Origin of the sequence: Pelagicoccus enzymogenes, assembly GCF_014803405.1 — a bacterium.
In the GTDB taxonomy this organism is placed as follows: Bacteria; Verrucomicrobiota; Verrucomicrobiia; order Opitutales; family Opitutaceae; genus Pelagicoccus; species Pelagicoccus enzymogenes.
The window spans coordinates 424,684-447,953 of record NZ_JACYFG010000051.1 but is presented as its reverse complement, the minus strand read 5'-3'; the positions used below and the strand labels follow the sequence as shown (position 1 = coordinate 447,953).

Sequence of the window (23,270 nt, the reverse complement as noted above, 5' to 3'; positions counted from 1 at the left end):
ATCGTGGGAAGCGGCCTTGTGCCGCGATCTCCTCGGAACCTAACAAACCATGACTCACCCACCCGACAACGAAGCCATTGCCACCAAGATCGATATCGATCTCTGGAAACGCATCTTCCGCTTCGCCCTCAACCACAAGCGGCTCCTCTATCCACTTATGGCCAGCGCCTTCGTGCTCAGCCTCATCGACGCCGCCTATCCCATCGTCACCATGAAAGCGATCGACATCGTACAAGGAGGAGGCGTAGCCAAAGACTTGATACCGGTTGCGGCTTGGTATCTCGGACTCTCCCTAACCCTTGCGACCCTAGTCTACGTCTTCATTCGCTGCGCTGGCAGCATCTCCCATCATATCGCCTTCGACATCAAGCGTGACTGCTTCAAACGGCTGCAAGAGCTCGAATTCTCGTTCTACGACAAGCAACCCACCGGCTGGCTCATCTCGCGCCTCACCGCAGATTGCGACCGCCTCTCCCGCATCCTAGCGTGGGGCTTTCTCGACGTGCTTTGGGGCAGCTTCTTCGTGGCTGCCATGTCGATCATGATGTTCATCTACCACTGGAAGCTCGCCTTGGTCGTGCTCGCCACCCTGCCGCCCCTCATCGTCCTCAGCATCTACTTCCAAAAGAAGATGCTCGTCGCTTCGCGTCAGATCCGAAAGCACAACGCCCGCATCACCGCCTCCTACAACGAAGGCATCGCCGGCGTGAAAACGACCAAGACCCTTGGCCGCGAAACGGAAAACCTCAACGAGTTCGAAGGCATGTCTACCGACATGTACTCCGCTTCGGTGCGTCGCGCCTTCTTCAGCGCCATCTACCTGCCGCTCGTCATGCTCATCGGCAGCCTCGGTTCCGGCCTCGCGCTCTGGTACGGCGGCCTCAACGTCCTTAGTGGAAGCATCACCCTCGGCATCCTCGTCGCCTTCATCAGCTACGCCGGCAACTTCTTTCACCCAATCAACCAAGTGGCTCAAATCCTGGCTGAAATCCAAGGAGCCCAAGCCGCCGGCGAGCGGGTCATGGGTCTGCTCTCTACCGAGCCAAAAATCAAAGACTCCGAGGAAGTCCTGCAAAAAATAGCAGGCAGGAACGACCTTGGCCACGATCCCCTCCTCGCCATCGACGGCCACCCCAAGCACATCGACGAGATCCAGTTCGCCGACGTGTCTTTCTCCTATAACGAGAAGGAGCAAGTGCTCAAACGCTTCAACCTCACCGTGAAGCGCGGTCAAACCATCGCCCTTGTCGGACCTTCGGGCGGAGGCAAGAGTACCATCGTCAGTCTCGTATCCAGATTCTACGAACCGACATCCGGGGAAATCCGCTTTAACGGGATCGACTACCGGCAGCGCAGCCTCGACTGGCTGCAAGGCCAGCTGGGCATCGTGCTGCAGACGCCTCACCTCTTCAACGGTAGCGTCATCGAGAACATCCGCTACGGACGCCTCGACGCCACCGACAAAGAAATCCGGGAAGCAGCCACTCTGGTTAATGCTCACGACTTCATCATGAAGTTGGAAAACGGATACGATACTGTAATCGGCGAAGGCGGAGCTCGGCTCTCCACCGGGGAGCGACAACTCATATCCTTCGCCCGAGCCCTGCTGGCGGATCCGCAAATATTCGTGATGGACGAGGCCACCTCGTCCATAGATACCGAAACGGAAAAGCTCATCCAAGACGGCATGCAACGCGTCTTCGACGGTCGCATCAGCTTCGTAATCGCCCATCGGCTCTCCACTATTCGTTCAGCCGACCAGATCCTAGTTATTCAGAAAGGCGAAATCGAAGAGCAAGGCACCCACGAAGAGCTGCTCGCCCAACGCGGTCACTACTACGAACTCTACGTCAACCAGTTCCGCCGCGAGGGCGAAGAACAAGCCCTGGAGGCCGGATGAAAATCGTAGCGCTGCCGCTTGCGGCAAGCCGCATTGACTTAATCATCTGCAATGCGGCGTGGCGCAAGCGCCAGCCCTACAATCCAAAAACGAAAGGGTGCCTGGACGACCCACATCCAAGCACCCCCATATCGCAATGTACGACCTAAACAAATTCTAGAAAGTCACACCTCTACCAAGACTTTGACGCCTTCCTGACGAAGGTTTACCTGAAACGCTTCCTCAATGCGTTCGAGGGGAAACTTATGCGTAATCAACGAAGTCACCGGCAGGCCGATACGCTCCGCTCGTTGCAAGAAATGGTAAGCGTTCGGGTATTCAAAACTGTTATACACCCAACTCCCGACGAGCGTTATTTCCTTGGCGCAAATATCGCGGTGAGGATTGATCGCGCACTCACCGCCATCCACAAAGTGCCCTACCTCGCAAATACCGCCGCCACGACGAATCAACTTGTACAAATTAGCGTGAGCTACCGGGACGCCCGTAACCTGAAAGCCCCAATGAGCGCCCAAGCCTTTCGTTAAGAGCTTCACCTTGTCGGCAATCTCGTCGATCCCAGAATACTCCTTGTAGTTGATCAACTCGTCCGCCCCTAGAGAGCGAGCCAGCTCAAGGCGATCTGAATTCCCATCGAGCGCGATGATGTTGTTCACCCCTTGGGTTCTCAACACGGCAATCATGAGCAGACCGATTGGACCGCAGCCCTGAACCACGACTCGGGAACGGAAGTTCAACTTGTTCCCACCGCAACTCTTGGCCCGCTCCAAGGCATGGCAAACCACCGCAGCAGGTTCGATCAAGCAGCGCAGCTCCACGCTCATGTCGTTCACTACGAAAAACGAAGATCCCGGACGAATGATGAGGTACTCGCCAAAATAGCCATTGAAGTGGTTGTTCGGCTCGTCAGGAAGTAAGCCATAAACCTTCAAATCGTCGCTCAAGTTCGCCTTGGCCGGGTTGTACTTGGCAATCAGGCAATCTGGCGAGGTTTCCATCAAACTGGTAACGACCTTGTCGCCTACCTTCACAGGCTTCCCCACGCTGTCCATCTTCACCTCGGCGCCCACTTGCAGCACCTCGCCGGTGCCCTCATGGCCGAGCACATTCGGGGTCAGCCCAAACGGATCCGACTTGTAGCAGTGCACATCGGTGCCGCAAACACCGCAGGCTTCCACTCTCACGAGAATTTCCTTGGGACCGATCTCGCGCAGCGGAAACTCTCGAATCTCTAGCTTCCTCGGTTCAGCGAGCACAGCTGCTCGCCCCGTTTTTCCGGAGACGTGAGCAACCTCCGCAGAAGGAATCGCTGGAGCCGAGCCCACAAGGCCCCTGCTGGCCAGTACCTCGTGAACGATACGAGATATTTCAGAAGACTCCACCGCAGCCAACTCCCTAGGAGATGCTCAGACCTAGCTGACCAAAGGCAACTTCACGCTCTTCGAGAAGCTCCTTGTTCGAAGCAGCAATCTTTTCCTTCGCGTATTCAGAAAGCTTTACACCTTCCATCACGCGCCACTGCCCCGCGCCATCTACGCGGATGGGAAGCGAAGTGATGATGCCCTCCGGCGTTCCGTATTCGCCGCGAGAGACAACGCACACGCTGTGGATCTCGCCATGGCTTGGAGAAGAAAGATCGCGAACCGTGTCCACCACCGCATTTGCTGCAGAGGCCGCGGAAGAAGCGCCACGGGCGTCGATAATCGCCTTGCCGCGCTGGCCGACAACCGGGACGAAGGTGTCGCGAAGCCACGCTTGATCTTGAATCACATCCGTAACTTTCTGGCGGCCAATCTTCGCGTTCTCGAAATCTGGATACATGGAAGGACTATGATTACCCCATACGCAAAGCTGGGAAACTTCCTTCACTGGCACGCCCGCCTTCTGAGCAAGTTGAGTCTTGGCACGGTTTTCATCGAGACGCGTCATCGCAAAGAATTGCTCGTTCGGGATATCCGGAGCGCTCTTCATCGCGATCAAGGCATTCGTATTACACGGATTTCCGACCACGAGTACGCGCACGCTGGGCTTGGCGTTGTCGTTGATCGCCTTGCCCTGACCTACGAAGACCTTGCCGTTGATTCCCAGCAAATCCGCACGCTCCATCCCCGCCTTGCGAGGTACGGAACCGACCAAAAGAGCCCAATCGACATCCTTGAATCCGACGCTCAAGTCGTCGGTTTGCACGATTTCAGTAACAAGAGGAAACGCGCAGTCGTCCAATTCCATGGCAACCCCAGCCAGAGCCTTCATGCCAGGCTCGATTTCGATGAGGTTCAAAGCGACAGGCTGGTCCGGACCGAACATAGCTCCCGAAGCGATTCGGAAGAGCAATGCGTATCCAATATTTCCTGCGGCTCCGGTAACAGCTACACGGATCGGTTCTTTCTTAGAAGAGAAGGTATTCATCGTTTCAATCTGTTTTGATTCTAGGGGGCGCGGCTCCTCCTGAGTCGCTCTTTTCTTACCGTCCCAGCTGGCTTTGGATCTCAGCTGTAATCGTCTTCACCAGCTCTTCCGCATCAGCGATGCTAGCGCCAGATTTGCTATCGCCATTGCAACCGCAGGCGATTTCGCAAGCGCCACCGTCACGATCCGTGAAAAAGCCCGGGCGGAAGTCCGAGTTGTCGCAAAGCTCACATTCCTTCCAACCTTCACGCTTGTCATCCATACCAAGGGACTTGCGGAGCTCGATCAGCGTCTTGGCTTCGGAAGCCTTGATCGGATCGAGCTTCTTGCCGAGCATCGAGGCCACCCAAACCGTCTTACAATACGACTCGGTGTTTTCCATCTTCCAGTAAGCGTCTTCGATGTCCTTGCCCCAAGTGATCACACCGTGGTTGATCATGAGAACGGACATGTGATCGATAGCGACAGTACCAACTTCTTCCGCGTTCTCAGGAGAACCGGGCGTGCGGTATTCGGCAACACCGATCTGGCCGAGGAACACCTCCGCTTCTGGAATCAAGCATGTAGGCGGCTGGACCTTGGCCACCGCATATGCAGTCGCGTGAGGCGGGTGAGCGTGGCAGCAAGCCTTGGCCTTGGGCTGGCGCTTCATGATCGCAAGGTGCGTCATGGCTTCGCTGGTACGCTTGAGACGACCGGCGATCTGGTTGCCGTCGAGGTCGATCAAGGCCATATCGTCCGCCTTCATGAAGCCCTTGCAAATCAAGGTTGGCGTACAGAGAGCGAGGTTGTCGCCGACGCGAACGGTCAGGTTACCACCGTTTCCGTCGGTGTACTCACGATCCCACATGCGCTTGCCCATGTCAGCCATACGCTGGCGAATGGCAGTGATCTCAGGCGAAAAATAGAAAGCGCGAATCTCGTCGCGGCTTTGCGGATCCTTGCCAGGCGTCCACTTGAATTCGTAGTCCGGCACCACAGGAACTCCGAAGAGTTCGTGGTCGGTCATAGTCACGTTACCCGCGGGAGCAGCCGACGACTTCGAAGCGATTGAGCGAGGCTTGGCCGAACCACCGGCTTGCTTGAGGCGATCCTTAGCGGTAGGGGTAAGAATGGTGCCAGCTGGGATTGAGTCCGCACCTTTGCCTTGAGCCAAAAGAGCTTCGATATCGCTTTCTGTGAGTACTTTTTTCATGACAGATTCGTGTGAAATGTTCGTTTTTCTTTAATTCTATTTCGTACCAAAAAAATTGATACGATCGACGATGAGAGCGCAGTAGGCATCGACAGGGGTGCCCCTAGGAAGGGGAAGCATCGCCTCTCCCCCTTCTGTAAATCCAACAACATCTCCTAGTCCAGCGCCTAGCTTGTCGTAAACGACCAGCGATGGCTCTGTGGAGGATTCCTTGCTTTCCGTATCCTTGAACTGGGCACGGCTCAACGGCTTCACCATAAGCCAACGCGCCCCAGCCAAAGACTGCAGTGTTTGCCCAAGCACTACGCGACCAATCACCTTGCCAAACCTCATGCTCCTTTTTCCTCCAAGTCGTCCACAATCCCCATCACGACATTGCGCAATGGAGCCTGCGGATCTTTTGCATAGGTTTGCACGGCATCGCCGTCCGCGTTGATCAAGACAGTATCTCCGTCGCCAGCGCCAATCCAGTCGGCCGAACCAATGATACGCCCAGAGCCCTCGCCTTGGGGATCCAAGACTTCGCACAGGAGCATACGGATGCCATCCAAACCTGGGTGGCATACCGCAGAGGTTACGTTTCCGACTACTTTGGCGAGGATCACCGGATGATATTGAGGCTATCAACCATCACGCAACGACGCTTGCGGGTGAAGGTTTGAGTCGTGACAATCCCTTCGCCGGTAGTCGTAGCGATAGAGAAGTTCGCGTATCCATGGCCGCCCATTCCGAGACCGGCGATGCTGGCGCCGTTCTTCACGAAAAGCGTACAGTCCATCTTCTGCCCCATCTTGGTCAGGTTGTCCAAGTTCTTGGAGTGCATGATAGCGGAGTGGCGGTAACCGTGCTCGGACTGGTAGGCGAGCTCGATTGCTTCGTCTACATTCTTGGCACGTACAACCGGGATGACCGGCATCATCTGCTCTTCCTCAACAAAAGGACAGTCGCCTGGACAATCGCCGAACAGAACCTCCGTACCAGCAGGCGCGCTGGTACCCGCTACTTGAGCAAGCTTGGTCGCGTCCGCGCCCACGTAGTCGCGATTCAATACAGGATGCGAACAACCACCGCCGTCTTCCTTGTAAGTGAAAACTTCGCCAGCCAGCTTCTTCATGTTTTCGCGAGGCAAGAAATGAGCGCCTGCTCGCTTGAAAGCGTCCATGAATTGACTGTGCACCGAGTCGACCACAAAAACTTGCTTCTCGCCGATGCAAAGCAGGTTGTTGTCGAAACCGCCGCCCAAGATGATGGAGCGAGCTGCGTGGTCGAGATCCGCCGTTTCGTCGACAACCACAGGAGGGTTGCCCGGTCCGGCGCAAATCGCGCGCTTGCCGCTTTGCATCGCTGCATTCACAACCGCAGGTCCACCGGTAACGCACATCAAGTCGACATAGGACGACTTGCAGAGGTCGTTGAAGGAATCGAGGGATGGCTTCTCGATGATCGTCACCAAATTCTCGATACCTGTCTTGTTGTAGATGGCTTGGTTAAAGAATGCGATTGCGTCCGCAGCGCATCCGGCTCCGCCCGGGTGAGCATTGAAGACGACGCCGTTCCCGGCCGCCACCATGCTCACGATATTGCCGGAGATGGTTGGGACAGAGTGCGTCACCGGGGTGATGGCAGCGATCACTCCGAAAGGAGCATACTCTTCCATCATGATTCCGTTGTCGCCGCTCAGGCTATACGGATTGAGCCACTCGATTCCGGGAATGTCCTTGATGCCGGTAAGCTTGGCAATCTTGTGGTCGAGGCGGCCGATCTTGGTTTCCGCAAACTCGAGCTTGCCCCACTCTTCCGCCTTCTCGGTACAGATGCTCTTAACCAAGTTGATGATTTCGACGCGGGTCGCGATGCCCTTCTTGCGAAGTTGCTCCTGTCCCTTGCGGGCCGCTTGAGCTGCCGCTTCGGCCGTATCGAAAACGCCCATACGCTTGGACGGACGCGAGACAACTGCCGGGGCAGCAACGCTTCCACCGAGGTTCTCTTGCTTGATCTTGGCAAGCACTTCGCTCACCACTGCTGAAATAATTTGCTGATTCATTACTTACTTCCGCTTTGGTAGGTTGCTTCGCCCAGCACGCTGACCGAATCTACAATGCCCACGATCGAGGCATCCACGGGGGCCGACTTCAGGCCATCCACTTGCCTGGCAGAGCTGCCCTGCACGAAGAGGACAACCTCTCCGGTACCCGCCCCTAGCGTGTCGATCGCCACAATCGTATTACTCCCCTCGAGGAATTTCTTCGGATTGTCGGGATCCGCTAGCAAAGGGCGGAGCATGGCGAGCCGGCGACCACGAAGGGTTTCCTCCTTCTTGGTCGAAACGACTTGGCCTATAACCTTGGCAACAAACATGGCCCGAGGTCCCTATTTAGAGGCGCGGCTTTTTGCTGCTGGAGCCTGTGGAATAACGGAAGCGAGGCTTTCGCTAGGACGAGCGATGACGTGGGCGCTCAACACTTCGCCTACGGCTTGAGCGGCTTCTACGCCAGACTCGATGGCTGCCTTAACAGCTGCCACATTACCTTCAACGGTGACGCTTACCATGGCGCTACCAACATTCTTTACAGGACCCGTGATCTGCACGTCTGCGGACTTGAGCATGGCGTCAGTGCCAGTGATGAGAGCGGTGAGACCTTTGGTTTCGAGAATTCCGATTGCCTGTTTCATACTAATAATAGATTTGTTTTTAGAGTTTTTCGTGAGTTTTGATCACTTGTTGTGAGATAGAAAACGACTGGTCTCGCGAGCGATCACGAGTTCCTCGTTGGCGGGGATCACAAAGATTTTGATCCGGCTGTTCGCGGCGCTGATGCAAGTTTCCTCGCCTCGCGTAACCGCATTCTTATCGAGATCGAGCTCTAGACCGAGATCCTCGAGCCCTTGGCAAACACGTTCGCGGACGCGCGTGTCATTTTCGCCGATGCCTGCTGTGAAGACGAGAGCGTCGAGGCCACCAAGCTGCAGCATGTACGAACCGACGTATTGACGGATAGAATACACGAGCGAATCGATTGCGAGCTTCGCGTCATCGTCGCCAGCATCCACAGCCGCCCAAATATCGCGAACGTCGTTGCTCTTGCCTGAGAGACCGAGAAGACCGGACTCCTTGGTGAGCTGACGCTCCACTTCCTCGATGCTCAGGCCGAGCTTTTTCATGACGTAAGTCACGGCCATGGAGTCGAGGTCGCCGACGCGATTGTTTTGCGGAAGACCGCTTTGCGGGCTGAGCCCCATACTGGTATCGATGGCGACGCCGTTGCGAATACCTGTTACCGAACTGCTTCCGCCGAGGTGGCAGGAGACAACCCGGAGCGGCTTGCCTGGGAGCTCGGATTGATCCTTCTGGTAGAGAAAACGGACTTGCTGAGCCACGTCCTCTCGCCCGAGCAATTCAGCCGAACGCTCGGCTACGAACTTGTGGCTCGCACCGTGGAAACCGTTGCGACGCACTCCCGCTTCGTACCAAGCCTTGGGCACCGCGTATCGGCGACTCGGCTTGGAGGCCCACTGGTAGAAAGCCGTTTCGTAGAGGGCAACCAACTGAGCGTTGGGCATCTCCTTGGCAAACTGCTCGATACCGTTGGCGTAAGCTGGATTGTGGGCTGGCGCCAGTTCCGCTGAAGCGCGAAGGTCGGCGACCACCGAATCGTCAGCAGCAACGCATCCCGTCTTTTCGAAACCGAGCACGGTCTTGAAACCAACCGCATCGATCGAGTCTACCGAATCGATATGCCCGTCCTTCTTCATGGAAGAAATGGCATCGCGAATGGTTTCCCCATAGTCGCTCACGCGTTCGTAACCGCCGCGGGCCAAAAGCGTCAGAGCAGAGTCATCTCCCTCGTACAATGAGTACTTGAAGGATGTCGAACCGAGGTTGGCTACCAGAATTTTCACGCTGCGTTCGCTGTGAAGCTTTCGTATCTACCGATTGGGTACATTACCCGATAAAGCTGCCAAGCTTGCTGAGGTCGTCATGCGGACGAGCAATCACTTGGACCGCTGTCACTTCGCCAACGCGAGAAGCCGCTTCCGCACCCGCGTCAACGGCTGCCTTGATGGATGCGACGTCGCCGGTGAAGATAGCGCATACCAGACCGCTACCTACCTTTTCCCAACCCGTCATAGTTACGTCGGCCGACTTGAGAGCAGCGTCGCTCGCTTCGATGAGAGCTACGAGGCCCTTCGTTTCGATCATTCCTAATGCTTGTGAAGCCATGTGTATAATTCTCTTTTAAAGTGTTCTAGATAAAGCGTGCCGGTCCCTTGGACTAGAAGCCGAACTGCTTGAGCAGATCGCTGTGCGGACGCGCGATAATGTTGGAGCTGACGAGCTCGCCGACTCGGTTGGCCGCTTCCGCGCCCGCCTCTACCGCAGCCTTAACGCTGCCGACATCGCCCTTGACGATGACCGTTAGGAAACCGCCGCCGATCTGGACTTGCTTAACGATTTCCACGCCAGCCGCCTTGCTCATTGCGTCACTTGCTTCGACGCTACCGACGAAGCCCTTGGTTTCGATTGTTCCGATTGATTCACTCATGACTTATATGGGTTAATTTTGTACTTAAATTTTGGTTACGGTTATTTAATTTTCTTCAACTCGCAGACAGTGTTTTCTCCGAGGCCACATGCATTGCCTTCGTCCGTGTCAAGGTGCACCTCCAGCTTGAAGTCTGGATTTACACGCACGAACACCTTGTCGAAAGTCAGGCCACACTCGCCGTGCACCTTGAGCTGCATGAAATCCTTGTCCTTCACCCCGTAGTGTGCGGCGTCTTCCGGCGACATGTGCACGTGGATGGCGGCCCGAATCACTCCCTTGTCCATCTTGAAGTAGCCCTTGGGCCCCATCAGCATGCAACCGGGCGTGCCTTCGATGTCGCCAGACTGGCGAACAGGGACGTCAAAGCCCAAAGCCCGAGCGTCCGTATAAGCGATCTCAACCTGATTGATGTCGCGGCAAGGACCGAGAATACGGAGGTTAGAAATGATGCGACTGCGCGGACCAATCAGAGTGACCGCCTCTTCGGCGGCATATTGGCCATCCTGGTAAAGCCACTTCTTGGGCGTTAGCTGATGCCCCTCGCCAAACAGGATCTCAACGGCTTCTTGCGTGAGGTGACAGTGACGGGCGCTGATGTTTACCAAAAGCTTGTTCGGAGCAGTCGCAGCGGTCGATTTGTCCAAACCAAGCTGGCGATAGACGCTTTGGCGAACGAGCTCCTCGAGTGCGTTTAAGTTTTGAGTACCTTGCATACCGGAAAAGTTGGGGAAAGAGAGAGACCAAATGTGGTTTAATTTTGGTTTTGTTGCTTTTTCTTTGACCTATCAACCCTAAAATCCAAAATTCCCAACATAATCACAGATTTTCCCACAAATGATCGCGGCTAATAGACACCAAGTAATCATCGATCTTCTAGAAAAGGAGGGCAGCGTCCGCACCGTTGACCTCGCCCAGCAACTGGACGTCACCGATGAAACCATCCGCCGAGACTTGGAGAAACTGGAGAAGGAGGACCGCCTGCAACGCACCCATGGCGGGGCGGTAGCAAGCCAGCATCTGAACAAGGACCGCTCCTTCGAGGAACGCAGCATCCAGAACATAGAGCCCAAGCGTCGCATCTCCAAGGCAGCCTCCGAACTCATCCAAGCGGGCGATCGCATATTCATAGACGCGAGCTCGACCGCCCTCCAACTCACCAGCCACCCCAGCAAGTTCGCTGGCACCACCGTCATCACCAACTCCGCCCTCGTGCTTGCGGAGCTCGCCCCCTACCCCGAAATCGAAGTCATCATCGCGGGCGGCGTGCTCGATCGCCAATCCCACTCCTTCATCGGACCCGCCACCATCGCCACCCTTCGACGCTACCGAGTTGATAAAGCCTTCTTTTCCGGCAATGGTGTCGACGAGATCCGAGGCATCAGCGAAGTGAACGAGGCCCAAGCCCACATCAAAGACTTCGTCATCCCCCGCTGCGCCAACGCCATCCTACTGGCAGACCCCACCAAACTCGGAGCGTCTTCCACCTACTTCTTCGCCCAGTGCGAGCAGATCAACACCTTCGTCACCACACGCGACGCCACGCATCCGCTGCTGTCTACCCTCGAACAAAGCGGAACCCAAATCGTTTACGCGGACTGACCTCGCAAACCTAAACCCTTTCCAGCAAAGCAAACATTTCCCAACATGTCCCAGACCGAACGAACCACCGGCACTCAAGTGCAGCTCATGATGACCTGCCTTTGCGACACTTTCTTCGACAGCGTTGCCCAAGCCACCGTAGAGGTGCTCGAGCACGTTGGCTGCAACGTAGAAGTTCCCGAAGCCCAAACCTGCTGCGGCCAACCTGCCTTCAACTCAGGCGACTGGGATTCTACCCGCAAGGTCGTTCGCCACACCTGCAAGACCTTTGACGCTCGCAAGCCCACCATCCTTCCTTCCGGCTCCTGCGCTCACATGGTCGCCCACGGCTACGACCTCGCCTTCGAAAAGGAGGACGACCTCGGCGAAGTGCAAACCTTCAGCAAGAGTGTCTGGGAACTCTGCGACTTCCTCGTCAACGGCCTTGGCGTAGAGCGCTGGCCCGGACGCTTCGACGCAAAGATATCGCTGCACCGCTCCTGCCATACACGCGGCACCCAAACCTACCAATCCGCCGTAAAGCTCCTCTCCTCCATAGAAGGAGTCGAGCTGGTCGAATTCGACGAGAGCGAACAATGCTGCGGCTTCGGAGGCACCTTTTCCGTGGCTTACCCAAATACCTCCGTCTCTATGGGCAAGCTGAAGATCGAAATGCTCACCGCCAGCAAGCCCGACATCGTCGGCGCCGTCGACATGGCCTGCATGATGCATCTTTCCGGCATCGCCCAGAAACAAGGACGCCCCCTCAACAAGCTTCACGTTGCCGAGATCCTAATGAAAGCCCTGCGTAACGGGCAAAAGCAGTAACCCTGGACCCCGCCACCAAATTTCGACCATGAAGACGAAACAACCTATCGACGCCTTCGCCCGCGACCTGCCCCGCGAGGTTCGCGAATCAGTCTACGTTTCCAGCAAGGCCAAGTACGACAAGCGCCTGGACTCACTCAACCAGAGCTACACCGCGCCCGACTCCATTCGCAAGCTGGCCGGCCAAATCAAGCAACACACCCTCGAAAACCTGCCGACCTATCTCGGCAGCGCCGTAGAACAGCTCGAGAAAAACGGAGCCAAAGTTCACTTCGCCAAGGACGGCCAAGAAGCCAACGAAACCATTCTCGAAATCATGCGCGGAGTAGGCGCCACCAAGCTCATCAAGTCCAAGAGCATGGTCAGCGAGGAAATCCACCTCAACCCCTTCCTGGAAAAGCATGGCTGCGAAAGCATAGAAAGCGACCTCGGCGAATTCATCGTCCAGCTCGACAACGATATGCCCTCGCACATCGTCACTCCGATCGTCCACAAAAACCGTAAGCAAATCGCCACTACATTCCAGAAGGCCGGCATTGGCGAGGATTACAACGACGATCCGCAAACCATCACCCGCCGAGCCCGCTCCTTCTTGCGCCAGAAATACATCGAGGCCGAGGTCGGACTCACCGGCGGCAACTTCGTATCCGCCGAGTCAGGACGCATCGCTCTTGTAACCAACGAAGGCAACGCGCGATTCTCCATTTCCGCCAACAAGACCCACATCGCCCTGATAGGGATCGAAAAAGTCGTTCCGAGCGACAAGGACATGGCAGTTCTGCTCAACCTGCTCGCACGCTCCGCCACCGGACAGCAACTGACCGTCTACACGCAGTTCATCAACGGCCCCAAGGCAGCCAAGCAGCCAGACGGTCCCGAGAACATGCACGTCATCTTCCTGGACAACGAGCGCAGCAACATCCTCGGCAGCGAGTTCAAGGAAATCCTCCGCTGCATCCGCTGCGGCGCCTGCCTCAACGTTTGCCCCATCTACCGCCAGTCCAGCGGACACGCCTACCGAGCCGTCTACCCCGGTCCCGTGGGAGCCGTGCTTAGCCCGCTACTTGCCGGCAAAAAGTATCCAGATTATGCGGACCTGCCCAAAGCCTCCAGCCTGTGCGGAGCTTGCAACGAAGTCTGTCCGGTCGACATTCCCCTTCCCGAACTCCTCCTTCGCCACCGCAACAAGGCCAAGCAGGAAGGCATCAAAAAAGCCAGTGCCGGCACCCCATCTATGGCTGGCTGGTCCGTACTCTGCAGTTCGCCCGCCATGTGGAAAACCTCGCTGAGAGCCGGCAAGGCCATGGACTACATCTCGCTCAACCTCATCCCCGTGCCTGCCGTGCAAGCCTGGGCCAAGGAACGCACCCTACCGCCCTTCCGCGGAGGGAAGTTCCGCCAATGGTTCAAGGAGCACAAACGAAACAAGGAAGCGTAATCCCGAAAGCTGCAACGCACCTCCACAGATGAAAAAAGAAGACTTTTTCAAGCCCATCGAAGACGCGGTCAACCTGATCGACGACGCCAAGCGCACGCCGCTTCCCGACTGGGACTTGTCCACCATCCGCTCCAGCCAAATGCCCAGCGACACTTCGCCCGAAGGACTCTGGAACGCCTTTAAAACCCGCTTCGACCTCGTGCACGGGACTTGCGCCGAAGGAGCGTCCGAACTGCTGGCAGCCCTGAAAAGCCAGTCGGTAAAAGCTGGATACGTCGATCCCGAGCTCAAATCCAAGCTTCGCCCTTGGCTGCAAGAGGCCGGCATAGAAATTCACACCGAAATCGACGCATCCCAGATAGACACCTACCAATTCGGCATCACTCAAGCAGCTGGAATCATAGCCGAGACAGGCACCATAATCCTCTCCGACAAATCGACATCCAGTCGCCTCGGAGCCCTTTCGCCATGGCTGCACATCGCGGTCCTTCCTGAGCAGGCTCCCATCTATCCTACCCTCTACGACGCCATGCTAGACCTTGGCGACGATCCCTACATCGTCTTCGTAACAGGACCTTCCAAGACCGCAGACGTCGAGGGCATCCTCATCGAAGGCGTCCACGGCCCCGGCATCCAAATCTGCTGCAAGCTGTAAGCAGCCCCAAAGGTAGGGTCCGCTGTCCCAGCGGACCGCTCTTAGCTCCTTCCAAACACAAAAAAGCCGTCCACGAAGGGACGGCTTTTTTCACAGCGGTGGGATAGATACGTCTTCGCAATGCGGCAGCACGCGCAGCGAGCGAAAGCCGAGGGTCCGAGGCCCGAACAAGAAGAGCATTCAAACACAAAAAAACCGTCCCCCGAAGGAACGGTCTTTTTTATCACGGTGGCGGGATAGACGGGACTCGAACCCGCGGCCTCCTGCGTGACAGGCAGGCGCTCTAACCAACTGAGCTACTACCCCGTAGCGTGAAAGAGACGGCGAAGCTAGGTTTCCACTTAGGCAAGTCAAGCTCCACGCGCAAGTTGCGCAAAATTTATGGTGCAACTCCACACCACATCAAACCTGCGAGAAGCCGCTGCCACCCAAACACAAAAAAGCCGCCCCAAATGGAACGGCTTTTTTACCACAGTGGCGGGATAGACGGGACTCGTTCAGGGCGAAGCCCGGCGCAACGCGACCACCTGCGGCAGCACGCGCAGCGAGCGAAAGCCGCGGGTCCGAGGCCCGATCAAGAAAGGCATTCGAACACAAAAAAACCGTCCCCGGAGGAACGGTCTTTTTTATCACAGTGGCGGGATAGACGGGACTCGAACCCGCGGCCTCCTGCGTGACAGGCAGGCGCTCTAACCAACTGAGCTACTACCCCGTGGTGTGAAAGAGACGCTGAAAGTAGGAACCCGACTTTCCAAGTCAAGTGCGGTTTCGAACTTTTTTCGGGCTCATTTTCGAGCCCTCGAAACCGCCCTAAATCCTCCCATTCCCGGGAAAACCAGCCGCGATCCACCGCTCCCTTTCGAAAAAACCTCGGGGCGAACCAGCCTGACGGCAAAAACTCCTGATCCTTAAGCTCGCGTCAGTAAAACTTGCAAAAAAAAGTTTTTTTGACACCTTTCGTTGCTTGAACACCCGAATGCGCAAACGCACCACGCCAGGACAGCTCGAATTTTGGACCAGTGCACCTCCCGCGACGACCACCACGCAGGAGCTTCTATTCACTGGCGACCAACTCGAAGCCCTCTCCTCCCAGCGCCCACGGATGAACACGAGCAGCCCGCGAACTCCTGCTCCCGCCAGCAAAACGCTTGACGAAAATTTCGCGGAGCGACGCCCCTTGAAAATCCTTGTCGCCGACGACAACGAGATCAACCGGAAGATCATCCGCATCATCCTGCAAAAGCTCGGTTACTCCTGCGTGGAAGCGGAAAACGGAGAAGACGCCTTGAAGATGTATCAGGGCGGCGACTACGATTACATCTTCATGGATCTCGACATGCCCTATATGGACGGAATCGAGGCGACCCAAGCGATTCGCGAGGCGGAAACAGACAGTGAACGAAAGACGGAAATCATCGCCGTCACCGCTAACGTTTCCCCAGAGACCCGTCTCAAGTGCCGCCGCGTCGGCATGAACGGCTACTTGGAAAAACCGATCACCGCTTCCATCATCAAGGACCAGCTCCTGCGCAGCTGGCCACGCGTTCGTACGCGACGCCAAGGCTAGAGCATTCCAAACGAATTCATCGGCCACGAACTAAGACAGCTCGTGGCCTTTTTGTCTCTCAGGTAGATCAGACGCTCCGCGTGCGACAATTCGTTATATCAATCGAACATACGCCCGCGGAGCGACCGTAGCAACTTCCGCCTCGCCCCGCAGTGTATCCAAAATCGCGGCACAAGGCCGCATCCCACAAGCAAAAAAAACGCTCCCGGCCAGCGACCGAGAGCGTTTCCACCAAATATTTCCGTTAATCCGAAATCGACTAGTCTGCCTTGCGGGCGGACTCGATGAGGTCGGAGAAAGACTTTGCGTCGAGAGCAGCGCCACCGATGAGGCCACCGTCGATGTCCTTCTGAGCCAGTAGCTCGTCAGCATTGGCTGGCTTCATGGAACCTCCGTAAAGGATGCGAACCTTTTCCGCAACCGCTTGGCCGTACTTGGCCGCGAGCTCGGAACGAATCGCCGCGTGAACTTCCTGAGCCATTTCCGGAGTGGCAGTCTTGCCAGTTCCGATCGCCCAAACGGGTTCGTAGGCGATCACAACCTTTGGCATATCTTCGGCGGATACGCCTTCGAGGCCGCCGAGCAACTGGGTCTTGTTCACTTCAAGAGTCTCGTCCGCTTCGCGCTGCTCCAGCGTTTCGCCGATGCAAAGGATTGGGTTGAGGTTGTTCTCGAGGGAGAACTTCACCTTCTCGTTAACGAAAGCGTCCGTCTCCTTGAAGTACTCGCGACGTTCGCTGTGACCGAGGATGACGTACTTGCCAAAAACGGCGCGGATCATCTCGGCCGAGATTTCGCCGGTGTAAGCGCCACTTGCTTTTGGATACAAATTCTGGGCGCCGAGCTTTACAGCAGAACCTTCGATTACAGAGGAAACGCGGTCGAGAGCGACTGCCGTCGGGCAGATTACGACTTCAACAGACTCGTCCTTGGAAACGAATGCCGCGATTTCCTTCGCGAGATCCGCGCCATCGGCCGGCGTCTTGTTCATTTTCCAGTTACCTGCGATGAGATATTTGCGGGACATGATAATTTTAGATCTTAAATTTTATTACTTTCAATCGGAGCGAAGCCACTCGACTACTTCTTGTCGAGCGCGTCAACGCCAGGGAGGATCTTGCCTTCAAGGAACTCGAGGCTCGCGCCTCCGCCGGTGCTCTTGAAGGAAACCTTGTCGCCGTAGCCGGACATGTTGATCGCGGTTACGGAATCGCCACCACCGATGATGGTCGTCGCCTCTTGGTTGTCGGCGATCGCCTTGGCGACGGCGAAAGTACCCTTGTTGCAGTCGTCGCTCTCGAAGATGCCCATCGGACCGTTCCAGAGAACGGTCTTGGACTTGGCAACTTCCGCGCAGTAGAGCTCGACGGTCTTGGGACCGATGTCGACGCCTTCCCAACCGTCTGGGATGTTGCCTTCCGCGTCCGAAGTTCCGAGGTTCCCCGCCTTCATGGCACCGAAGTCAAAGGAATCGACCGTGATGTTGTCGACAGGCAGCAAGAGCTTCACGCCCTTGGCCGCGGCCTTCTTCTGCAGTTCGGCAGTCATTTCGACCATGGAGTCTTCCTTCAAGCTGTCACCCACGGTCTTGCCGTTGGCGAGAGCGAAGGTGTAGGCCATGGCGCCACCAATGAGGATGGTGTCCGCCTTTTCGAGCAGGGCGTCGATGACCTTCAACTTGTCGGAAACCTTGGCTCCGCCGAGGATAACGGTGAAGGGACGCTCCGCGTTGGCCGTCTTGTCGCCGAGGAACTCGAGCTCCTTCTGGATGAGGAAACCGCAAACCGCTGGCTTGAGGAACTCCGCGATTCCAGCCGTGGAGGAGTGAGCGCGGTGAGCGGTGCCAAAGGCGTCGTTGATGTAGACGTCGCCAAGCTTGGCGAAAGCCTTGGAAAGCTCAGGGTCGTTCTTCTCTTCGCCCGCGTGGAATCGGACGTTTTCCAGCAGGGCTACGGAGCCAGGCTCGAGAGCGGCCACTGCCTTTTCTGCGACTTCACCGATGGACTCGGGAACGAACACGACTGCTTGGCCGAGCTCTGCGGAAAGGGCCTTGGCGACCGGCTCAAGGGAGAACTTTGGATTTACCTCACCCTTGGGGCGACCCAGGTGGCTGAGAAGCACAGCGGTACCGCCGTTGGCGATCACGTGCTTGATAGTCGGCAAGGCGCCGAGGATACGGGTCTTGTCGGTTACTTCGCCGTCCTTGAGCGGTACGTTGAAGTCCACGCGGATGAGCGCTTTCTTACCCTTGAGGTCAATGTCTTCGATGGTCTTTGTAGCCATAGCTTTTAATAAAAAGGAGGTGGGACGACTTCGGGCGCTTCGCCTTGTGTCAAGTTCGGCGCCGAAGGCGTCCATTGTTTGTATTGTAGGGCTGGCGCTTGCGCCACGCCGATATTCCAAAAAACAAGGCTCGGCTGAGGCCGCTGCGGCATGCCGCAAGCGGCAGCCCTACGCTCTGAAAATGGGAGTTGTTGGCAATCGCGATCGCCACAAACTCGCATAAAAAAGCCCTTTGCCCGCGCAAACGGGCGCAAGCAAAGGGCTGAAAAACTAAACCTTCACTCGATTAGAGAGCAGCAACCTTCTTGAGAAGGTCTACGACGCGATTGGAGTAACCCCATTCGTTGTCGTACCAGCTAACGAGCTTGAAGAAAGTGTCCGTCAGACCCATACCGGAACCTGCGTCGAAGATAGAGGACGCTGGGCAGTGGATGAAGTCAGAAGAAGCAACTTCGTCTTCGGTGTACTCGAGGATACCCTTGAGCGGACCTTCGGCAGCTTCCTTCATCTTTTGGCAGATTTCTGCGTAAGAAGTTGGCTTGCTGACCTTAACGGTGAGGTCGACTACGGAAACGGTTGGAGTCGGTACGCGGAAAGCCATACCAGTGAGCTTGCCGTTTACTTCTGGGAGCACGAGGCCAACAGCCTTGGCAGCGCCAGTAGTCGATGGGATGATGTTCATCGCGGCAGCGCGTCCACCCTTCATGTCCTTAGGCGATGGGCCATCAACAGTCTTCTGCGTAGCAGTGTAGCTGTGGACAGTTGTCATCAGACCTTCTTCGATGCCGAAGTTGTCGAGGACGACCTTGGTGATCGGAGCCAAGCAGTTAGTGGTGCAAGACGCGTTGGAGATCAGCGTGTCCTCAGCAGTGAGGGTGTCGTCGTTGACGCCGAGTACGACGGTCTTGACGTTGCCCTTGCCTGGAGCGGAGATGATAACCTTCTTGGCGCCGGCGTCGATGTGGCCTTGAGCCTTTTCGTCCTGTACCCAGAGACCAGTGGACTCGATAACAATGTCGATGTTGTTCTCTGCCCAAGGGAGGTTGGCTGGGATTTCGCGAAGTGCGAGACACTTGATCTTGTGGCCGTTAACGACGAGCGTGTCTTCACCTTCCGCTTCAACCGTACCGTTGAAACGACCTTGGGTGGAGTCGTACTTGAGCAGGTACGCGAGGTTGGACGCAGGAACGAGGTCGTTTACAGCGACGACGTCGACTTCAGTGCCAAGAAGGCCCTGGTCCACGAGCGCGCGGAATACTAGGCGGCCGATGCGGCCGAAACCATTGATAGCTACTTTTACAGCCATGGTAATCTATGTGTTGCGATATTGACGTATTGAGTGATTTCACGCGGCAAAACTGCCACGCGAGGCGGGAGTACATGACACCCCTATGAGAAAATCAAGAAGTTATGGTATCTGATTTTAGGTCGCGCTATCAGAGGCGCTGATCGTTAAGTAAGCTCCCACAGGCCGCAGGCCAAGCGAGGCAAAAAGAGGGACTTATCCGGTTGATTAGCCCAAGCGCGGTCCTTCGGATCGAGAAAGCGTTCGTGGTCGGCCAATTGCCGCCAAGCCTTTTCGCCCCACTCGCCGAGCGGTATGCGGACCGGCCCCAGTCCGGGGTTGGCCCCGAACAGCAGCTTGCGGCTGCCCCACTCGCCAGACGCGTTGTAAACGCAGGCGAAGGCGTTGCCGCTCTCTGCTGGCAAAAAGTGGAAAAACCCCTCTGGAGCCCGATTGTAGTGACGGAGAATGCCGCCTTTCTCCGAAAGACGAAAGGCAATCCACTCGGAGAAGTACTTCGAGCAAGCGGAGTACTCGAGAGCGCGGTCGTAGTTGAGAGCGTTGCGCGGCCCGTCTTGGTAGGTGTTGCGGACTCCGTTCTTGCTGCCGAGAAAATCCATCCCGGCATGCAGCATGGGCATGCCAACCGACATCATCAGCATCGCCACCATCATGCGGGTCCGGGCAATGTCCCTTTGCGTGGGAACGGTCCCGTCGAAGTTCCCGTTCTCCGTGATGTCGTCTATCCAAACCCGGTCGTCGTGCGACTCCACGTAATTGACGGTCTGGGCAGGCCAGGTCGCATAATGCCCAACTGATCCTTGCATGAAGTACCGGGCCGTATCCACACTGGCCTCACAACGGACGTAGCCCTTCAAGAATTCCCTGTACCCATCATTCCATGACGCGTAACCTGTGTCCCTCAGTTCCGGGCCGATGTGACCGCGGAAACTCCAAGGCTCCGCGATGAGGATGACATCCGAACGCACTTTCTTGAGCTCTCTCTCCACTTCCTTGAGCACTGGCTTCCCCACCAAGTCAGCAAGGTCGAAACGGAAGCCATCGACTCCATAGAATTCCATCAAGTGCTTCAGGCTTTCGATGATCAGCCGCTTGGCCATCGGAGCCTCGCAGCGCAGGTCGTTGCCGCAACCGCTCCAATTGGTGAGCTCTCCCTCAGCCGACATGTGGAAGTAGTAGCGCTTGTCGACGAACATCAAGTGGGCCGGCTCGCCCACGTGGTTGTAGACCACGTCAAGTATGACCGCGAAGCCTTCCTCGTGCAGCGTATCGACCAGCTCGCGAAATTCCTCAACCTGCGAACCTTTGGTCGGATCGCTCGCGTATCCAGAATGCGGAGCGAAATAATTAGCCGTCATGTACCCCCAATGGTACTCGCCATAGCTACGGCTGTCGTTTTCCTGGATTGGCTGCAGCTCGATCGCGTTAACCCCCAGACGCTTCGGGTAAAAATCCTTTCGACGAGCGTACTTTGCCAAGTCCGAGAACCCGAGCGGACGATCCCCTTCGCGTGGCAGGCCGGGAAGCTTCTGCACAAAATCTCGCACGTGCCCCTCCAGCACCACCAAGTTTTGCCACTGCGGCGGAGTGAAGGTTCGAACGGGCCTCTTGTAGGCATCGAGATCGACGATGATCCCCGGTCCTTCGCGACCAACCGTCGCCTTGGCGTAAGGGTCAAGCACATTGAAATCCGGATCGAACAAGCTGTCGTGCTCGTCCGGCCCGTCGATACGGAACCAATAGTAGTAACCGACCAGGTCCTCGTCTACCGTAGCTTCCCAGACGAAGTCCTTGTCCCGCTTCATGAGCAACCAATTTGCCTTCTTGGGATCCTTCAGGTCATTGAAGAAGCCGACCTTGACCCACTTCGCTCTCGGGGCAAACAAGCGGAAGGTCACCGACCCCTCGCCCACGACCGCACCCAACTCCTTGTCGGACTTAAGATTGAGGAAAAAGCTCCCGAGGCTTAGCTCGGTGCGCTCCACTCCCTTGCGAGTGTGGTAGAGCAACACGTTGCAATTGGAAAACTCGATCGGCTTCTTCAGCTTGAATCCCAAACGGTGCCGCCCCGAGCGCTTGGGCTGGTAAACGTAATTCGCGTTGCCCATCCCGTCCCAGGCAAGGTTCGGAGCCTCCTCGTCCGGCACGAACCAGTGGTGCTTGTCGGTGACGAACTTGAACTGGTAGGCTTGATCGCTGCTGAAGATCTCCAACTCCTTGCGCAAGATCAGCACTCGCTTCCCTCCGATACTTTCGGGCTTCAACTCCCAGTCCTCGTCGCCGATGGCCTCCTGCCAGCCATTAAAGCTACCCGCAACGTATACCGATACGCCCGTGTACTCGATTTTCGAATACTTCTGTGGAACGAAAACAAAAACGACCTTGCCGCTCTTGCTCACGTAGTAGCCACTGCGCTTGGCGTAGTCGATCGGCGGCAGGGCGTGCAAAGCCATATGGGCATGGACCTGCCCCTCCAAGCTGATTGGCGGCAGGCGCAGCGCCCGCCAATCCCGGTTCAGCTCAACGACCCCCTCCGTAAGCGAGGTCAGGTAAGCTTTGCGTATGTGTCTACTTTCTAGAGTCGGTGACATTCCAATAGGTGACGTGACAATCAACCAATCACGATCCGTGCCAAAGCAAGAAAATCGCGGCCTGTAGCTCGAGTTTTAACCGATTTGCAATATCAAGCCACCCAAACGACCGAAAAGAAGCGATCCTAATCTCGCCGACTCAGAGCCGCGATCAAGTCCGCCGAACGTTCAATCGCCTCCAAGTACCTCTCGAACAAATCCTTAGCCGCCTCCCGGCTAAATGGCGGCAAGGCAGTACCGTCCTTGATACCCTGCAGCTCCTCGAACACCGAAAGGTCGTACATCACGTGTCGCGACAGTTCGCTCACCGCCTCCCGCTTCTTCGCCGGCACGCTTACCGAATAGAACCTCAGGGCCGCCTTGAGCATGATCTGAAAATTGGAAAGCGATCGCAGCATGAGGTTGACCAGCGTCTCGCCATCCTCCACCGCCAGCATGTAGCCTTCGCGCAGCTGGATAAGCTTCCCTTTCAATTCGTGCTCCAGCTGGAACCGCAGGTTCGCCTGGCTGATCGGCAAGTCCCGCAACACGTCGCGACCATGAAGCACCCGGTGGTTCTCCTTGATATCCAGCAGCTCGATCGGGAAAACGTGCGACGAATTCATCAAACGCTCCAAAGCGAACATCAGGGGCGGCGGATTTCCCAACTTGTTCCAGTCCCGCGAGAGGCGAGCAATCGCGTCCAGCTCCTCAATGCCCAGCTGGGTGCACACGACCATGATGTTCACGTCCGAATAACGCTCCGCCGTGTCGCCCACGGCCGCCGACCCAAAAAGGGCCACCATCGTCAAACGGTCGCCCAATGCCTCTTTCAGTCCGTCCGTAAATGCCTCTGGAGTCATCAAGCTCTTCATAGAGAATAGATTGGGAAAACCCTTACTCGCGCTTTCACGCGCAAAACGCCAGCCCGAAATAGCCCGTCCCCGCCAATCGACCATTCTCACTTCACTTTTCAATATTCAATCTTCACTTT

23 protein-coding genes and 2 tRNA genes are annotated in these 23,270 nt (G+C 56.5%); 6 read left to right on the top strand and 19 right to left on the bottom strand.

Features of this window, described 5'->3' with window-relative positions:
• Nucleotides 1-49 precede the first annotated feature (49 nt).
• The gene (locus IEN85_RS20715; protein ID WP_191619011.1) at nucleotides 50-1,900 is read left to right on the top strand and encodes an ABC transporter ATP-binding protein; all 1,851 of its coding nucleotides are present in this window, start codon (nucleotides 50-52) and stop codon (nucleotides 1,898-1,900) included.
• 164 nt (nucleotides 1,901-2,064) lie between these two features.
• Here the strand turns inward: IEN85_RS20715 and IEN85_RS20710 are convergent, their stop codons facing one another.
• The 12 genes from IEN85_RS20710 to pduL all read right to left on the bottom strand — a co-directional run bounded on the left by IEN85_RS20710 (nucleotide 2,065) and on the right by pduL (nucleotide 10,764).
• Nucleotides 2,065-3,156 (bottom strand): zinc-dependent alcohol dehydrogenase, encoded by a 1,092-nt coding sequence (locus IEN85_RS20710; RefSeq protein ID WP_309025916.1) that lies wholly within the window; start codon nucleotides 3,154-3,156, stop codon nucleotides 2,065-2,067.
• A 139-nt stretch (nucleotides 3,157-3,295) separates the two neighbouring features.
• Entirely contained in the window at nucleotides 3,296-4,309 is a 1,014-nt protein-coding gene (locus tag IEN85_RS20705; protein ID WP_191619009.1) for a malate dehydrogenase, read from the bottom strand.
• Between the two features lie 55 nt (nucleotides 4,310-4,364).
• Entirely contained in the window at nucleotides 4,365-5,504 is a 1,140-nt protein-coding gene (locus IEN85_RS20700) for a class II aldolase/adducin family protein (RefSeq protein ID WP_191619008.1), read from the bottom strand.
• Nucleotides 5,505-5,540: 36 nt separating this feature from the next.
• Nucleotides 5,541-5,837, bottom strand: coding sequence for a EutN/CcmL family microcompartment protein (locus tag IEN85_RS20695; RefSeq protein WP_191619007.1), 297 nt, complete (start codon nucleotides 5,835-5,837; stop codon nucleotides 5,541-5,543).
• Nucleotides 5,834-6,109: a EutN/CcmL family microcompartment protein gene (locus tag IEN85_RS20690; protein WP_191619006.1), complete on the bottom strand. Its 276-nt coding sequence runs from the start codon at nucleotides 6,107-6,109 to the stop codon at nucleotides 5,834-5,836. The genes IEN85_RS20695 and IEN85_RS20690 overlap by 4 nt, the downstream gene beginning before the upstream one ends.
• Nucleotides 6,106-7,548 (bottom strand): aldehyde dehydrogenase family protein, encoded by a 1,443-nt coding sequence (locus IEN85_RS20685; RefSeq protein ID WP_191619005.1) that lies wholly within the window; start codon nucleotides 7,546-7,548, stop codon nucleotides 6,106-6,108. The genes IEN85_RS20690 and IEN85_RS20685 overlap by 4 nt, the downstream gene beginning before the upstream one ends.
• On the bottom strand, nucleotides 7,548-7,862 hold the full coding sequence (locus tag IEN85_RS20680; protein WP_191619004.1) for a EutN/CcmL family microcompartment protein: 315 nt from the start codon (nucleotides 7,860-7,862) through the stop codon (nucleotides 7,548-7,550). The genes IEN85_RS20685 and IEN85_RS20680 overlap by 1 nt, the downstream gene beginning before the upstream one ends.
• A 12-nt stretch (nucleotides 7,863-7,874) precedes the next feature.
• Complete coding sequence (locus tag IEN85_RS20675) at nucleotides 7,875-8,177, bottom strand: BMC domain-containing protein (protein WP_191619003.1); 303 nt, start codon at nucleotides 8,175-8,177, stop codon at nucleotides 7,875-7,877.
• A gap of 42 nt (nucleotides 8,178-8,219) precedes the next feature.
• Nucleotides 8,220-9,404 (bottom strand): acetate/propionate family kinase, encoded by a 1,185-nt coding sequence (locus tag IEN85_RS20670; RefSeq protein ID WP_191619002.1) that lies wholly within the window; start codon nucleotides 9,402-9,404, stop codon nucleotides 8,220-8,222.
• A 43-nt stretch (nucleotides 9,405-9,447) separates the two neighbouring features.
• Complete coding sequence (locus IEN85_RS20665) at nucleotides 9,448-9,726, bottom strand: BMC domain-containing protein (protein ID WP_191619001.1); 279 nt, start codon at nucleotides 9,724-9,726, stop codon at nucleotides 9,448-9,450.
• 52 nt (nucleotides 9,727-9,778) lie between these two features.
• A complete protein-coding gene (locus tag IEN85_RS20660; protein ID WP_191619000.1) occupies nucleotides 9,779-10,048 on the bottom strand; it encodes a BMC domain-containing protein in 270 nt (89 codons plus the stop codon).
• A 41-nt stretch (nucleotides 10,049-10,089) separates the two neighbouring features.
• Nucleotides 10,090-10,764, bottom strand: a complete 675-nt coding sequence (gene pduL / locus IEN85_RS20655) for a phosphate propanoyltransferase (protein ID WP_191618999.1) — start codon at nucleotides 10,762-10,764, stop codon at nucleotides 10,090-10,092.
• A 121-nt stretch (nucleotides 10,765-10,885) separates the two neighbouring features.
• Between pduL and IEN85_RS20650 the strand changes: the two genes are divergently transcribed.
• The 4 genes from IEN85_RS20650 to IEN85_RS20635 are packed head-to-tail and all read left to right on the top strand — an operon-like array spanning nucleotide 10,886 to nucleotide 14,550.
• Nucleotides 10,886-11,650 carry a DeoR/GlpR family DNA-binding transcription regulator gene (locus IEN85_RS20650; RefSeq protein ID WP_191618998.1) on the top strand — a complete coding sequence of 255 codons (765 nt, stop codon included), beginning with the start codon at nucleotides 10,886-10,888 and terminating at the stop codon, nucleotides 11,648-11,650.
• Between the two features lie 45 nt (nucleotides 11,651-11,695).
• On the top strand, nucleotides 11,696-12,457 hold the full coding sequence (locus IEN85_RS20645; protein ID WP_191618997.1) for a (Fe-S)-binding protein: 762 nt from the start codon (nucleotides 11,696-11,698) through the stop codon (nucleotides 12,455-12,457).
• Nucleotides 12,458-12,485: 28 nt separating this feature from the next.
• Nucleotides 12,486-13,895 (top strand): LutB/LldF family L-lactate oxidation iron-sulfur protein, encoded by a 1,410-nt coding sequence (locus IEN85_RS20640; protein WP_191618996.1) that lies wholly within the window; start codon nucleotides 12,486-12,488, stop codon nucleotides 13,893-13,895.
• Nucleotides 13,896-13,923: 28 nt separating this feature from the next.
• Nucleotides 13,924-14,550, top strand: coding sequence for a LutC/YkgG family protein (locus IEN85_RS20635; protein WP_224772752.1), 627 nt, complete (start codon nucleotides 13,924-13,926; stop codon nucleotides 14,548-14,550).
• A 229-nt stretch (nucleotides 14,551-14,779) separates the two neighbouring features.
• Here the strand turns inward: IEN85_RS20635 and IEN85_RS20630 are convergent.
• Both IEN85_RS20630 and IEN85_RS20625 read right to left on the bottom strand, forming a co-directional pair.
• Nucleotides 14,780-14,856, bottom strand: a tRNA-Asp gene (locus IEN85_RS20630).
• Between the two features lie 329 nt (nucleotides 14,857-15,185).
• Nucleotides 15,186-15,262: transfer RNA gene (locus tag IEN85_RS20625), tRNA-Asp, on the bottom strand.
• Between the two features lie 264 nt (nucleotides 15,263-15,526).
• Between IEN85_RS20625 and IEN85_RS20620 the strand changes: the two genes are divergently transcribed.
• Nucleotides 15,527-16,117 carry a response regulator gene (locus IEN85_RS20620; RefSeq protein WP_191618995.1) on the top strand — a complete coding sequence of 197 codons (591 nt, stop codon included), beginning with the start codon at nucleotides 15,527-15,529 and terminating at the stop codon, nucleotides 16,115-16,117.
• A 259-nt stretch (nucleotides 16,118-16,376) separates the two neighbouring features.
• On the opposite strand, the gene tpiA is transcribed toward IEN85_RS20620, so the two are convergent.
• The 5 genes from tpiA to IEN85_RS20595 form a co-directional block, all read right to left on the bottom strand.
• Nucleotides 16,377-17,144 (bottom strand): triose-phosphate isomerase, encoded by a 768-nt coding sequence (gene tpiA, locus IEN85_RS20615; RefSeq protein WP_191618994.1) that lies wholly within the window; start codon nucleotides 17,142-17,144, stop codon nucleotides 16,377-16,379.
• Between the two features lie 53 nt (nucleotides 17,145-17,197).
• Complete coding sequence (locus IEN85_RS20610) at nucleotides 17,198-18,400, bottom strand: phosphoglycerate kinase (RefSeq protein WP_191618993.1); 1,203 nt, start codon at nucleotides 18,398-18,400, stop codon at nucleotides 17,198-17,200.
• A 286-nt stretch (nucleotides 18,401-18,686) separates the two neighbouring features.
• Complete coding sequence (gene gap / locus IEN85_RS20605) at nucleotides 18,687-19,706, bottom strand: type I glyceraldehyde-3-phosphate dehydrogenase (RefSeq protein WP_191618992.1); 1,020 nt, start codon at nucleotides 19,704-19,706, stop codon at nucleotides 18,687-18,689.
• A 146-nt stretch (nucleotides 19,707-19,852) separates the two neighbouring features.
• Entirely contained in the window at nucleotides 19,853-22,297 is a 2,445-nt protein-coding gene (locus IEN85_RS20600) for an alpha-amylase family glycosyl hydrolase (RefSeq protein ID WP_191618991.1), read from the bottom strand.
• Nucleotides 22,298-22,422: 125 nt separating this feature from the next.
• The gene (locus IEN85_RS20595; protein ID WP_191618990.1) at nucleotides 22,423-23,151 is read right to left on the bottom strand and encodes a hypothetical protein; all 729 of its coding nucleotides are present in this window, start codon (nucleotides 23,149-23,151) and stop codon (nucleotides 22,423-22,425) included.
• Nucleotides 23,152-23,270 lie beyond the last annotated feature (119 nt).

Excerpts from the sequence above, each read along its gene's own strand:
- IEN85_RS20715 (WP_191619011.1), top strand. The coding sequence starts at position 50 with ATGACTCACCCACCCGACAACGAAGCCATTGCCACCAAGATCGATATC.
- IEN85_RS20705 (WP_191619009.1), bottom strand. The coding sequence starts at position 4,309 with ATGAATACCTTCTCTTCTAAGAAAGAACCGATCCGTGTAGCTGTTACC.
- IEN85_RS20700 (WP_191619008.1), bottom strand. The coding sequence starts at position 5,504 with ATGAAAAAAGTACTCACAGAAAGCGATATCGAAGCTCTTTTGGCTCAA.
- IEN85_RS20695 (WP_191619007.1), bottom strand. The coding sequence starts at position 5,837 with ATGAGGTTTGGCAAGGTGATTGGTCGCGTAGTGCTTGGGCAAACACTG.
- IEN85_RS20685 (WP_191619005.1), bottom strand. The coding sequence starts at position 7,548 with ATGAATCAGCAAATTATTTCAGCAGTGGTGAGCGAAGTGCTTGCCAAG.
- IEN85_RS20680 (WP_191619004.1), bottom strand. The coding sequence starts at position 7,862 with ATGTTTGTTGCCAAGGTTATAGGCCAAGTCGTTTCGACCAAGAAGGAG.
- IEN85_RS20675 (WP_191619003.1), bottom strand. The coding sequence starts at position 8,177 with ATGAAACAGGCAATCGGAATTCTCGAAACCAAAGGTCTCACCGCTCTC.
- IEN85_RS20665 (WP_191619001.1), bottom strand. The coding sequence starts at position 9,726 with ATGGCTTCACAAGCATTAGGAATGATCGAAACGAAGGGCCTCGTAGCT.
- IEN85_RS20660 (WP_191619000.1), bottom strand. The coding sequence starts at position 10,048 with ATGAGTGAATCAATCGGAACAATCGAAACCAAGGGCTTCGTCGGTAGC.
- pduL (WP_191618999.1), bottom strand. The coding sequence starts at position 10,764 with ATGCAAGGTACTCAAAACTTAAACGCACTCGAGGAGCTCGTTCGCCAA.
- IEN85_RS20650 (WP_191618998.1), top strand. The coding sequence starts at position 10,886 with ATGATCGCGGCTAATAGACACCAAGTAATCATCGATCTTCTAGAAAAG.
- IEN85_RS20645 (WP_191618997.1), top strand. The coding sequence starts at position 11,696 with ATGTCCCAGACCGAACGAACCACCGGCACTCAAGTGCAGCTCATGATG.
- IEN85_RS20640 (WP_191618996.1), top strand. The coding sequence starts at position 12,486 with ATGAAGACGAAACAACCTATCGACGCCTTCGCCCGCGACCTGCCCCGC.
- IEN85_RS20635 (WP_224772752.1), top strand. The coding sequence starts at position 13,924 with ATGAAAAAAGAAGACTTTTTCAAGCCCATCGAAGACGCGGTCAACCTG.
- IEN85_RS20620 (WP_191618995.1), top strand. The coding sequence starts at position 15,527 with ATGCGCAAACGCACCACGCCAGGACAGCTCGAATTTTGGACCAGTGCA.
- tpiA (WP_191618994.1), bottom strand. The coding sequence starts at position 17,144 with ATGTCCCGCAAATATCTCATCGCAGGTAACTGGAAAATGAACAAGACG.
- IEN85_RS20610 (WP_191618993.1), bottom strand. The coding sequence starts at position 18,400 with ATGGCTACAAAGACCATCGAAGACATTGACCTCAAGGGTAAGAAAGCG.
- gap (WP_191618992.1), bottom strand. The coding sequence starts at position 19,706 with ATGGCTGTAAAAGTAGCTATCAATGGTTTCGGCCGCATCGGCCGCCTA.
- IEN85_RS20600 (WP_191618991.1), bottom strand. The coding sequence starts at position 22,297 with ATGTCACCGACTCTAGAAAGTAGACACATACGCAAAGCTTACCTGACC.
- IEN85_RS20595 (WP_191618990.1), bottom strand. The coding sequence starts at position 23,151 with ATGAAGAGCTTGATGACTCCAGAGGCATTTACGGACGGACTGAAAGAG.